At 57.5% G+C, this 11,992-nt stretch carries 11 protein-coding genes and 2 tRNA genes; 2 read left to right on the forward strand and 11 right to left on the reverse strand.

The features are described from left to right. Nucleotides 1-59 precede the first annotated feature (59 nt). Nucleotides 60-133 (reverse strand) — tRNA-Gly (locus ACEQU8_RS02490). 53 nt (nucleotides 134-186) lie between these two features. Then, nucleotides 187-272 (reverse strand) — tRNA-Tyr (locus ACEQU8_RS02495). A 50-nt stretch (nucleotides 273-322) separates the two neighbouring features. Between ACEQU8_RS02495 and ACEQU8_RS02500 the strand changes: the two genes are divergently transcribed. Next, complete coding sequence (locus ACEQU8_RS02500; protein WP_370261234.1) at nucleotides 323-1,546, forward strand: MFS transporter; 1,224 nt, start codon at nucleotides 323-325, stop codon at nucleotides 1,544-1,546. Here ACEQU8_RS02500 and ACEQU8_RS02505 read toward each other — a convergent pair. Then, nucleotides 1,496-2,530: an AraC family transcriptional regulator gene (locus ACEQU8_RS02505; protein WP_370261235.1), complete on the reverse strand. Its 1,035-nt coding sequence runs from the start codon at nucleotides 2,528-2,530 to the stop codon at nucleotides 1,496-1,498. The genes ACEQU8_RS02500 and ACEQU8_RS02505 overlap by 51 nt on opposite strands. A gap of 113 nt (nucleotides 2,531-2,643) precedes the next feature. Between ACEQU8_RS02505 and ACEQU8_RS02510 the strand changes: the two genes are divergently transcribed. Continuing rightward, nucleotides 2,644-3,465, forward strand: coding sequence for an SDR family NAD(P)-dependent oxidoreductase (locus tag ACEQU8_RS02510; RefSeq protein ID WP_370261236.1), 822 nt, complete (start codon nucleotides 2,644-2,646; stop codon nucleotides 3,463-3,465). On the opposite strand, the gene glmS is transcribed toward ACEQU8_RS02510, so the two are convergent. The 8 genes from glmS to ACEQU8_RS02550 form a co-directional block, all read right to left on the reverse strand. Then, the gene (glmS, locus tag ACEQU8_RS02515) at nucleotides 3,452-5,293 is read right to left on the reverse strand and encodes a glutamine--fructose-6-phosphate transaminase (isomerizing) (protein WP_370261238.1); all 1,842 of its coding nucleotides are present in this window, start codon (nucleotides 5,291-5,293) and stop codon (nucleotides 3,452-3,454) included. The two genes, ACEQU8_RS02510 and glmS, sit on opposite strands and share 14 nt — an antisense overlap. 15 nt (nucleotides 5,294-5,308) lie before the next feature. Further along, the gene (gene glmU, locus ACEQU8_RS02520) at nucleotides 5,309-6,673 is read right to left on the reverse strand and encodes a bifunctional UDP-N-acetylglucosamine diphosphorylase/glucosamine-1-phosphate N-acetyltransferase GlmU (protein WP_370261239.1); all 1,365 of its coding nucleotides are present in this window, start codon (nucleotides 6,671-6,673) and stop codon (nucleotides 5,309-5,311) included. A 6-nt stretch (nucleotides 6,674-6,679) separates the two neighbouring features. Then, nucleotides 6,680-7,954 (reverse strand): FIST N-terminal domain-containing protein, encoded by a 1,275-nt coding sequence (locus ACEQU8_RS02525; protein WP_370261240.1) that lies wholly within the window; start codon nucleotides 7,952-7,954, stop codon nucleotides 6,680-6,682. Next, on the reverse strand, nucleotides 7,951-8,655 hold the full coding sequence (locus tag ACEQU8_RS02530; protein ID WP_370261241.1) for a PhaM family polyhydroxyalkanoate granule multifunctional regulatory protein: 705 nt from the start codon (nucleotides 8,653-8,655) through the stop codon (nucleotides 7,951-7,953). The genes ACEQU8_RS02525 and ACEQU8_RS02530 overlap by 4 nt, the downstream gene beginning before the upstream one ends. Nucleotides 8,656-8,694: 39 nt before the next feature. Continuing rightward, complete coding sequence (gene argB, locus ACEQU8_RS02535) at nucleotides 8,695-9,585, reverse strand: acetylglutamate kinase (protein ID WP_370261243.1); 891 nt, start codon at nucleotides 9,583-9,585, stop codon at nucleotides 8,695-8,697. 99 nt (nucleotides 9,586-9,684) lie between these two features. Beyond that, on the reverse strand, nucleotides 9,685-11,016 hold the full coding sequence (hslU, locus tag ACEQU8_RS02540) for an ATP-dependent protease ATPase subunit HslU (protein WP_370261244.1): 1,332 nt from the start codon (nucleotides 11,014-11,016) through the stop codon (nucleotides 9,685-9,687). Continuing rightward, on the reverse strand, nucleotides 11,013-11,558 hold the full coding sequence (gene hslV, locus ACEQU8_RS02545; RefSeq protein WP_370261245.1) for an ATP-dependent protease subunit HslV: 546 nt from the start codon (nucleotides 11,556-11,558) through the stop codon (nucleotides 11,013-11,015). The genes hslU and hslV overlap by 4 nt, the downstream gene beginning before the upstream one ends. 63 nt (nucleotides 11,559-11,621) lie before the next feature. Continuing rightward, a partial coding sequence (locus ACEQU8_RS02550; protein ID WP_372521224.1) for an SPOR domain-containing protein occupies nucleotides 11,622-11,992 on the reverse strand: 371 nt, incomplete at its 5' end.

Raw genomic sequence — 11,992 nt, forward strand, 5'->3', positions numbered from 1 at the left:
CTCCCTTACCAAGGGAGTGCTCTACCACTGAGCCACATGAGCAACTTTCTATTAAAGCCTGGAGCGGGTGAAGGGAATCGAACCCTCGTCTTAAGCTTGGAAGGCTTCAGCTCTACCATTGAGCTACACCCGCACACCTTGCACGCCCCTTTTCAAGGGCGCACTCGGTTAAACTGCTTGAATTCTTGGTGGAGAGAGTTGGATTCGAACCAACGTAGGCGTAAGCCAACAGATTTACAGTCTGCCCCCTTTAGCCACTCGGGCATCTCTCCAAAAGAGAACCCCGGATTATGTCCGCTTTTTTTATTAACGTCAACACCCCATGCCCCCTTTTCGACTGTTTTGTATTCTTGTTCTTGGTTTTTCAAGTGGACTCCCCCTCGCCCTAACCGGCAGCACGCTTCAGGCGTGGCTGGCGGTGGAGAACGTGGACATCAAGACCATCGGGCTATATGCCGTGGTCGGGTTTCCCTACACCTATAAATTTTTGTGGTCGCCCCTGCTGGACTACCTCAACCCCAAGCTATTTGACCAACGCCGGGGCTGGATTGTGCTGATGCAGATGGCTTGCGCGGCGCTGGTGGCCGGCATGGCCTTTGTGGATGCCCACTCGGCCTGGACAGTGGCCGCGGTGGCAGTGGCCATCGCGTTTTGTTCGGCCACACAAGACATGGCTGTTGACGCCTACCGAACCGATTTGCTTCCCGCCCAGGAGCGTGGCCTTGGTGCGGCCTACTACGTGACCGGCTACCGCACGGCGATGTTGGTGTCTGGCGGACTGGCCTTAATTTTGGCCGGGGAGTGGCTGGGTTGGCGCGGCACCTACCTGCTCATGGCTGGCCTGCTGGTCGCCTGTGCCATGGTCACCGCAATCAGCCCCACGGCCGACACGCCTGCCGACGCAGCACGTCGGGCCCAAAACCGAGATTTATGGAAAATTGTTCGCGATTCGGCCGCTAATTTCATGAGCAAGGAGGCCGCCTTGTGGGTGCTTCTGCTGATTGTGCTCTACAAGGTGGGCGACGCTTTTGCCGGCTCTTTGACCACCGCCTTTTTGCTGAAGGGACTCGGCTTCACCTTGACAGAGGTGGGCGCTGTTAACAAAACCGTGAGCCTGGTGGCCACGTTGATGGGCGCCTTTCTGGGTGGGTGGCTGATGACACGAATTGGCCTTTACAGTGCCTTGATGGCCTTTGGTGCCTTGCAGGCGGTGTCGAACTTGTCGTTCTGGGTCCTGGCGGTGATTGAGCCGTCCATCTGGGCGATGGGTGCAGCGGTTTTCATTGAGAACCTGTGCGGCGGCATGGGCACTGCTGCATTTGTCGCGCTGCTCACCAGCCTGTGCACTAAAGAGTTTTCGGCCACGCAATATGCGTTGCTGTCTTCGCTGGCTGCGGTGGGCCGAGTGTATTTGGCCGCACCCGCAGGCTATCTGGTCGAGGCGCAGGGTTGGGCAAACTTCTTTATCTTTTCAACTGTGGCTGCTTTGCCAGGCCTATTCGCGCTGTATTTGCTCAGATCGAGCATCAAGAAATTGGCGCGGTGAGCAGTTGTGCCATTTTTGGAAAGCATGAATGAACGCGGAGGAAGAAGCATAGCCCAGGCGGGATGACACCTCCGCGACCGACAGATGGGCCCTGCACAACAGTTCTTCCGCCATGGCCTGCCGCACCTCGCTAAGAATGTCCCGGTAGCTGGTGCCCTCCTCGGTCAGTCTGCGTCGCAAAGTGCGCTCGGTCATGAAGTTGTCACTCGCGATTTGCTCGAGATTGGGCGCATTGGCCAGGTCGGCGATCAGTTTGTTGCGCAACCAAGCGGATACGCCGCCCAGTTTTTGTCGGCGTGAGAGAAGCTCCTCCAGTTGTGCCTCGCAGGCTTTCGCGCTGTCTGGATCAGCAGAGGGCAGACGCAAAGCCAGCCAAGTGTCCGAGAAGCTGGCTCGGCTGACGGGTTGCCCAAAGCGAGGCTCGCAGCCGAATACCTCTCGATATTCCGACACCGGTGCACTGGGGGGAACGGAAAACTCCATGCCGATCAAGGGAATGGTTTTTCCAAACAAGGCCTGCTGAAGAACCTGAATGGCGGAAGCATCCCGTTCGACGATGAAACCGCGCACCGACGGCGGCAGGTGATCAACCGCCAACTCGATGAACACCACACCAGCCTGCCTGCTCATGGAGACACGCGCGAAGGCGAAGGTTAGATCGAGATACCGCAAGCCTAGCTCGATGGCTTGCTGAAAATTGGGGCTTGTGATGAGTGCATAGCCCCAGATGCCATAGGTGTTCAGATGATACCGGGCACCCGCCTGCAAGCCCAGCCCTGGCACGTGGGGATGCAAACGAACCAGGTTGTGGATGATCTGAAGCTCTTGATCGGGCGATATTTCTACATGGGGGTCGTCGAGCTGGGCGGGCAAAATGCCGGACCCCATGAGCAAGGCCTGGCGATTGCTGCCCAGTTCTTGCCCCAGATCACAGAGAATTTTGGCGCTGGCAATGCTTCGGCGGGCCGGGGCGAAAGAATTCATATGTCCGGAAATATCAATTTATTTTGATTGTAGCGAAGGCCATAAGCTGTGCGGTCTTCTACACTGCATTTTGGCGATTCGCTCAATTTTTAAAAAACGGGAGACGACAAAGCATGGGCATGCGCAAAAAAGTGGTGTTTATCACAGGAGGGGCCCGCGGCCTGGGCGCTGGCTTGGCCAGGCGGGTGATTGATGGCGGCGGTCAAGCCTTTGTGGTGGACCTTCATGCGGAGGCAGTTTTTGAGCGCGTGGAGGCCTTGGGCCCACAGGCAGCAGGCTGCCAAGCGGATGTCACCGAACTAAATGCCTTGGTGCTGGCGATGGACGCCTGTGTAGAGCGCTTTGGGCGCTTGGACGCCGTGGTGGCCAACGCCGGCATTTTAAAAATGGGCACCCTGGAACACATGCCAACGACCGATTTTGAGGCGGTGATGCGTGTGAATGTGCATGGGGTGTTCAACACCATTCGAGCCGGTATTCCCCACCTGCGTCAGAGCAAGGGTTATCTGCAGGTGGTGTCCTCGTTGGCGGCAGCTATTCATACGCCCTTGATGGGCCATTACGCCGCCTCCAAAGCGGCGGTTGAAGCCCTGGCCGATGTGGCCCGACAGGAGTTGGCAGCAGACGGTGTGGCGGTGGGCTGTGTGCACCCCACATTCACAAACACTGCAATGATTCAGGAGGTAAACGCCGGAGTACTGTGGGGAGGACACAAAGGCGCGTTTGCGGCCATTGAACCTGAAGAGGTTATTGAAGCGATGTACCGTGGCATCGTGAAGCGCCAGCGAAAGATTATTGCACCCAGGCACATCGCACCTTTGGTGCTGGCCCCCGGCTTGTTCCACCGGGTGGCCGAGGGCATTGGGCGCCTGCAGGGGTCAGACGCAGCCCTGAAGAAGTTCAAGGCTGAGGAGAGAAGCGTTACTCAACAGTGACCGACTTGGCCAGGTTGCGGGGCTTATCGACGTCGGTGCCTTTGACCAAGGCCACGTGGTAGCTGAGCAATTGCAGAGGCAACACATGCAAAATGGGCGACAGGTGACCAGCGTGGTCGAGCAGATTCAGCACATGCACACCCTCGCTGGCCTCGATGCGAGTGTCGCGATCTGCGAAGATATACAACTCGCCACCACGCGCCCTCACCTCCTGCAAATTGGACTTGAGTTTTTCAATGAGGGTGTCTTTGGGGGCCACCGCCACCACGGGCATTTCGGCATCCACCAAGGCCAGAGGGCCGTGTTTTAACTCTCCAGCCGCGTACGCTTCTGCGTGGATGTAGCTGATTTCTTTGAGCTTGAGCGCACCTTCCATGGCGATGGGGTAATGCACGCCGCGCCCCAAAAAAAGCGCATGCCGTTTGTTGGCGAAGTGGCTTGCCCAAGCTTTGATTTCGGGTTCCAGGGCAAGCACGTTCTGCAAGGCGGAGGGCAAGTGACGCAATTGGGCGAGCAAGGCTTTTTCTTCAGTGCCGCTGAGTTGCTTACGGAGTTTTGCCAACACCAAGGCCAAGGTGAACAGTGCTGCCAGTTGGGTGGTGAAAGCTTTGGTGGAGGCCACGCCAATTTCTGGGCCCGCACGGGTGAGAAACTTCAGGTTGCTGGCGCGAATGAGTGCAGATTCCGGCACATTGCAAATGGACAAGGCATTGACCATGCCCAGCGATTTGGCATGCTCCAAAGCGGCCAGGGTGTCGGCAGTTTCTCCAGATTGAGAAATGGTGATGACCAGCGTATTGGGCAGGGGCACGCTGGTGCGGTAGCGATATTCGCTGGCGATCTCTACCGTGGTGGGCATGCCCGCAATCGATTCTAGCCAATAACGTGCGACGGCACCGGCATGGTAACTGGTGCCACAGGCCAGAATCAGCACGTGCTGCACCGTGGGCAGCACATCAGCGGCCTGCGCGCCAAACAATTCGGGCTTGACCGCAGAGGCGTTGCTGACCATTTCCAGCGTGGCGGCGATGGCGCCCGGCTGCTCGTAAATTTCTTTTTGCATGTAGTGGGCGTAGGGGCCCAATTCAACAGCATCGGCTGACAACTGGCTTTCGATGATGGCGCGCTGCGCAGGCTCACCCTGTGCGCCGTAAAACGACACCCCTTGCTCACGGATTTCAACCACGTCGCCTTCTTCAAGGTAGGTGATTTGCTTGGTGTAAGCCACCAGCGCGGAGGCGTCGGAAGCCAAAAAGTATTCGCCTTGACCGTGCCCCACCAGCAGCGGTGCGCCCTGCTTGGAGGCCACCAGGGTGCCCGGCGCACGGTTGGTGATGACCGCGATGGCAAAGGCACCTTGAAGCAGCTTGACTGTGGCTTGTACAGCGGCGAGCAGGGGCATCCCCTGCTTGAGGTGTTTGTGGGTGAGGTGAGCAATGACCTCGGTGTCGGTGTCGGACTGGAAAACATAGCCATCGACCATCAGCTTGCGTCGAATGTCTTCGTGGTTTTCGATGATGCCGTTGTGAACCACGGTGACAGAAATACCGGCCCCCTCGCTGATGTGCGGGTGGGCGTTGCGTTCGCTGGGCACGCCATGGGTGGCCCAGCGGGTGTGGGCAATGCCCAAGCGGGCCGCCATGCCTTTGGCGGTGTTTTCCAGCTCGGCCACACGACCTACGCTGCGCGCACGGGCGAGTTGATGGTCGCTGTCGGACTGGATGGCCAGGCCAGCGGAGTCGTAACCGCGGTATTCAAGTTTTTTAAGCCCGTCGATGAGCACAGGCACGCAATTGGTTTTGGAAAGTACGCCGACGATGCCGCACATGATGAAAGGAATCCTTTATTTCTTGGGTGTTTTTACCGGGCGTTTCCAGCCCTCACTGGTGACCTGCTTGGCCCTGGACACGGTGAGTGCTGCCTCGGGTGCATCTTTGGTGAGCGTGGTCCCCGCGCCGAGGGTTGCGCCGCGCTTGACGGTGACCGGTGCGACCAATTGGGTGTCTGAACCGATGAATACATCGTCTTCGATGATGGTTCGGTGCTTGTTGGCGCCATCGTAATTGCACGTGATCGTGCCTGCGCCCACATTGACCCGCTGACCAATGGTGGCGTCGCCGATGTAGGCCAGGTGATTGGCTTTGGATTGATTGGCGATGGTGGCGTTTTTCACCTCTACAAAATTGCCGATGTGAACCTCGTCACCCAACTTGGCGCCAGGGCGCAGTCGAGCGTACGGTCCAATGACTGCATTGGCCCCCACCTGTGCATCGCTGAGGTGGCTGTAAGCCTCGATGCGAGTGCCTGCAGCCACACTGACATTGCTGAGCACGCAGTAGGGCCCCACGGATACTCCTTCGCCCAGCTGTACATGACCTTCAAATATGCAGCCCACGTCGATGGACACATCGGGAGCGCATTCAAGTTGACCGCGCACATCCAGGCGCGCCGGGTCGGCCAGTTGCACGCCTTGAGCCATCAGCAAATCGGCTTGGTGCAACTGCCAGGTGCGCTCTAGCTCGGCTTGTTGCGCACGGGAATTGACCCCGGTGACCTCCCAAGCATACTGAGGCTGCACGGCCTGAATGGGCACGTCATCGGCATGGGCCATGGCCACGATGTCGGTGAGGTAATACTCGCCTTGAGCATTGTTGTTTTTGAGCCGAGCAATCCACTGGCGAAGCCTATGGGTGGGGCAGGCCAAAATACCAGTGTTGACCTCGTTGATGGCCCGCTGCTGGGGCGTGGCGTCTTTTTCTTCAACAATACCCAACACTTGACCAGTTGGATCTCGAAGAATTCGACCGTAGCCAGTGGGGTTGCCCATGTGCAGGGTCATGAGACCAAGCTGCCCGATTGATGCCGCGTCAACAAGGGGTTGAAGCGATTGCGCCTGAATGAGGGGCACATCACCATACAACACCAAGGTCACAGGGTGATCGCCCATGGCTTGAAAGGCGCACTGCACGGCGTGCCCAGTGCCAAGCTGTTCGGCCTGAAGGGCAAAATGAACCGCTTGGCTTTGAAACTGATGTTTAAGAGCCTCGGCACCGTGGCCGATCACCAGCACCAAGTGCGCGGCCTGCAAGGTGTTTGCGGTGTTGACCACCCGCTGCACCATGGGCAAACCGCCCACAGGGTGAAGCACTTTGGGCTTGCCCGATTTCATGCGGGTGCCTTTGCCCGCAGCAAGAATTAGAATATTCATCAAAAATTAAAAAAATAAGGCCAACACGCCAGTGTAGCCATAGAGCGAGCCTTTAAAAATTTCCCCGTTGGCGGAAAAGCCAATGAGAGGGATATCGCCCAACTGCTCGCGTACGATTTGTTGCTCCACCCCTTGAAGGCCAAACAGCGCAGCGCCTCGACCATTGCATGCAATGTACACTGCGCCGCGGGGTTTGCGTTGAGAAAGAATTCCAGAAAAGCCAGCGGCCTGCAATTCGTTGAGTTTGGGGGCGGGTGCGTCGAGATCTTCACGCAACTCCGCGCACATGCGGGTGAGGTCGACCCGAGCAGAGTTTTCGTCCCGAGTGCAGAAAGTCAACCTGTCGCCCACGTTGAAGTCTTCCGCCACAGCCAGCGATTTTTTATTCGGGTCCATGCCCACCACAGGACGCACTTTGAGTTGATAGGCATCTGTGCGCCCACCCGAAAGCCCCCGAAGCGCGATGGACTCAGCCAAAGCCTGGTCGACCAGGCCCACGAACAGCCCATGCGAAAAACGTTTGGCCAGCACTTCGGCTGCGTAATCGATGGCGCGTTCTTCCTCCTGCTCACCTGCCAGGCCAAGGTCAGCCAGCAACACATCCAGAGCGGGCAGGCCATCGAGCTCTTCCACAAAGTTGCCTCGCAGTGCGGTGATTTCGTGCTCGGTGCCCACCATTTGAACGCCTTGGGTCATGCGCACCTCCATGGGCAGCCCCTCTGCGAACACAACCCCGGACACACCGCCGGAGAGCGGTTCGAGTGCAATGTGGGTTTTTGCAGCCCCGGCACACACCAAGCCACCAAACACCTGATTGGTGCTCACCTTCAACGCAAGGTCCTCGAGCAGATCGTCGATGTCTTCGGTGAGCGGATCAACATGGATAAGGGCGGAGGACATGGCGTTGCGACCCGCCTTATTGAGCGTGCCTGGCTTGGGCAGGGGTACTTTGCCCGAAAAGACCTTGGCCGAGTCAGTTGGAAACTCGAGCAACATGACCGCCAGGGCGGGCTCTTGGTAGTATTCCACCCCGCTGCTGCACACCCCCTGCGCAATGCCTCCCACCCAGTCTTGAACACGGGTACGTTGGCGCAAGCCGGCGAGGATGGAGTCCATGTGATCGGCAAAAGCCTCCGTGGCGTACAACAAGCCAAGTTTTTGAGGGCGCGCGGGGTCAGCCGCGAACTGCTCCAGTTGCATTTGCCCTTCCAGTTGCACCAACACCAGTTCGAGTGCTTCTCTCCAATTGGGGTGGGTGGCGTGGCCAAATCTGAACATCATGTTTTGCTGCTTTTGCTTGAACGCGTGGTTGATTTACTGCGGGAAGAGGCCTTGGGCTTGCTCGCACTGGGTTTGCGTTTGGGGGTGGTGCTTGGCGCTGCCTTTTTGGCTCTGCCCGATTCGGGGGGCTCGCCCGGCTCTTCGCCCAGACCGGAGCCAGACATGGCCGCCGCTGCGACTTTGTTGAACTGGTCTTGCAACAACCCCCACCATGCGGTGGCATTGGAAATGATGGCTTTGGACGACTCGGTGGACGGGACGTTTGGCTCATCGCTGCCAGTATTGGCCTTGGGCATTGGATCTGGTTCAGGCTCAGGGGCCTTGGGCGCCAGAGGCGACATGCGGGGGACCGGGGGTGGCGCTACGGCAGACTGCACTGCATTGCGAATGATTTCTTCGTTGACGGCTTGGTTCACATCGCTGCCTGCGCGCTCGCCACCCAAGCCTAAATTTGAACCAAACGACTTGATGGTGGCGATGGTACCGCGCTGGACTTCCAGCCCCTGAATGGTGGCGCGAAGCATGCTGAGGTTGACATTGAGCCATTGCTCCACAGCCTTGAGATCGGAGATCCGTTTGTCGAGCTCGTCGAGGTCAGTGGTGGGGTTCATGACACTGGGGATGGGCAGGCTCCCCCAGATTTTTTTCACGAAATCAAACCCGTCGGTTACCGACAGGTTGGGTATGCGTTTGTTGGACATGTTTCCCCCTGCGTGATTGCGGATGACCTCCGCGATGGATCAGTGGCTGCGAATCATGGTGCCCACACCTTGATCGGTCAAAATTTCGAGCAATAGACAGTGAGGCACTCGCCCGTCAACCACGTGGACCGAGTTTACGCCGCTTTTTGCCGCTTCGATGGCCGAGGACAGCTTGGGCAGCATGCCACCGGAGATGGTGCCGTCTTCGAACAGTTCATCGATGCGCTTGGCGGTGAGACCCGTGAGCAACTTGCCCTCTTTGTCGAGCACACCGGGCGTGTTGGTCATCATGATGAGCTTCTCAGCCTTGAGCACTTCAGCGATTTTGCCTGCGACCAGGTCAGCGTTGATGTTGTAGGCCATGCCATCGTCCCCGTACCCGATGGGTGAAATTACGGGAATAAAGGCGTCGTCTTGAAGGGCCTTGACGATGGCCGGGTCGATGGATGCGATTTCGCCCACAAATCCGATGTCGTGAAACTGGCCGGGCTGGTCTTTGTCGGCCAGCATCATTTTGCGGGCCTGAATGAGCGCACCATCTTTGCCTGTGAGCCCAACGGCCTTGCCGCCGTGTTCATTGATCATCATGACGATGTCTTGCTGCACTTGACCGCCAAGCACCCACTCCACCACTTCCATGGTTTCTTCGTCTGTGACGCGCATGCCTTGAATAAAAGTGCCTTGCTTGCCGATGCGCCGCAAGGCCTCGTCGATTTGTGGCCCACCCCCATGCACAACAATGGGGTTGATGCCCACCAGCTTGAGCAAGACCACGTCGTGTGCAAAACTTTTTTGCAGAGTGACATCGGTCATGGCGTTGCCGCCGTATTTCACCACCACGGTTTTGCCATGAAAGCGGCGAATGTAGGGCAAAGCTTCGGAAAGCACCTTGGCTTTGACTGCGGGTGAAAGAATATCGACTTGGCTCATGGGCAACCTGCGCAGAATCCTGATGTTAAACAAACTCTGTCGATCATTTTAAAGGGATTCTGCAGGGCCGACCGCCACCGAAGTGCCGATCGGCCAGACTTAGAGAATGAATTGGGCCAGGTCCTCGGATTTGGCTGCCTCTCCCAAACGCGCATCGACGAACTCAGCAGTGATCTGGATGGTGTTGGCAGAGCCATCGGCTTGAAAGGCTACCTCTTCGAGCAGACGCTCCATGACGGTGTACAAACGCCGTGCACCGATGTTCTCGGTTTTTTCGTTGACTGAGAAAGCGACCTCTGCCAAACGGCGCACGCCCTCGTCTGTAAATTCTAGAGACACGCCATCGGTGGCCAGCAAGGCTTTGTATTGCTGAGTGAGGCATGCGTCGGTGCTGGTGAGGATTCGCTTGAAATCATCCACCGTGAGTGACTCCAGCTCTACACGAATCGGGAAACGACCCTGCAGTTCAGGAATGAGATCAGAGGGGCGCGACAAGTGAAATGCCCCACTGGCCACGAACAGAATGTGGTCGGTTTTGATCATGCCGTACTTGGTGTTCACGGTGGTGCCTTCAACCAAAGGAAGCAGGTCGCGCTGCACACCCTGGCGAGACACATCGGTGCCGCGCCCGTCGGCCTTGGTGGCAATTTTGTCGATCTCATCAAGGAAGACGATGCCGTCTTGCTCCACGCGTGCAATGGCCTTAGCGCGAACTTCTTCTTCGTTCACGCGCTTGGCGGCCTCTTCTTCCTGAATCACCTTCAGCGCCTCGGCCACCTTCATTTTGCGGTTTTTTTTCTTGCCACCCGATAAGTTGGCAAACATGGACTGCAATTGACCGGTGAGCTCTTCCATCCCCGGGGGGCCGACCACATCGAGATTGGGCGCAGCCACGGCCACTTCGATGTCAATTTCTTTGTCGTCGAGTTCGCCCGCAAAAAGTTTTTCGCGGAATCGAATGCGGGTACGGTTTTCTTCGGTGTTGGCGTTTTGCTCCGTGAATCCGAAATCGCGGGCGGGTGGCAGGAGCGCATCCAGCACTCGGTCAAACGCCGCGGTTCTGGCCTGCTCCATCACGCCGCGTTGCAGTTCGTCACGCACTTGCTTGATGGCAATTTCGACCAGATCGCGGATGATGGTGTCCACATCCCGGCCCACGTAGCCCACCTCGGTGAACTTGGTGGCTTCGATTTTGATGAACGGTGCATTGGCAAGTTTGGCCAAACGGCGAGCGATTTCGGTTTTACCCACGCCGGTGGGGCCAATCATGAGGATATTTTTGGGCGTGATCTCGTGGCGCAAAGGGGCGGCCACCTGCATGCGGCGCCAGCGGTTGCGCAGGGCCACCGCTACGGCACGCTTGGCAGCGGCTTGACCCACGATGTTCTTATCGAGCTCTTCAACGATTTTGGCGGGAGTAAGTTGCGTCATGATGGGCTGCCCAACACTTCAATGGTGTGATGTTGATTGGTGTAAATGCACAGTTCACCGGCGATGGTGAGGGATTTTTTCACGATGTCTGGCGGCGGCAGATCGGTGTTTTCTAAAAGGGCTTTGGCCGCCGAGTGTGCATAGGCTCCGCCACTGCCAATGGCCACCAGACCTTGCTCTGGCTCCAATACATCGCCATTGCCTGTGATGATCAGAGAGTGATTTTCGTCAGCCACCGCGAGCATGGCTTCCAGCCTGCGCAACATGCGGTCGGTGCGCCATTCCTTGGCCAGTTCGACCGCGGCACGCAACAGATGACCAGAGTGCTTTTCAAGCTGAGCCTCAAAATGCTCAAACAAGGTAAAGGCGTCGGCTGTGCCCCCTGCAAAACCGGCAAGAATTTTGTCGTGATGCAGACGGCGCACCTTGCGCGCAGAACCTTTGACCACAATATGCCCCAAGGTAACTTGCCCGTCGCCGCCAAGCGCAACATGCTTGCCCCGGCGCACAGACAGGATGGTGGTTCCGTGATATTGCTCCATGCCTTTCCTTTGTGAATGTGGACGGGTGGCGCAAACCACCCGGAATGTAGGAGGTGGGGACGTTCAGGGCAGAATCAAGTCTTGCTTGATGATGGGCTGAACCTGCACAAAAGCAGTGAGTTCGATGGCAGCCTCATTGGCCTGGTCGATGGATGAGAATGGACCGATAAGCACCCGGTGCACGCCAGCCTCTGAAAGAATTTGTGCGCCTTTGCCCAAGGTGGCATTGTTGGCAGCCACCTGACCCACCAAAGCCTCAGCATTGGGTTTTGAACTAAAAGCGCCAATTTGCAAGTACAAAGGCGTGCGTGAGGTGTAAACATTTTTGGACGGTGCGCTGGATACCGTGGAGACCCCCACGCCGGCACGATTCACCACCGTGCCATTTTTTTCGGCATGGTAGGCTGCGATTGCAGATCGGAAGAGCACACGTC

This window comes from Limnobacter sp. (assembly GCF_964228395.1).
In the GTDB taxonomy this organism is placed as follows: Bacteria; Pseudomonadota; Gammaproteobacteria; order Burkholderiales; family Burkholderiaceae_B; genus Limnobacter.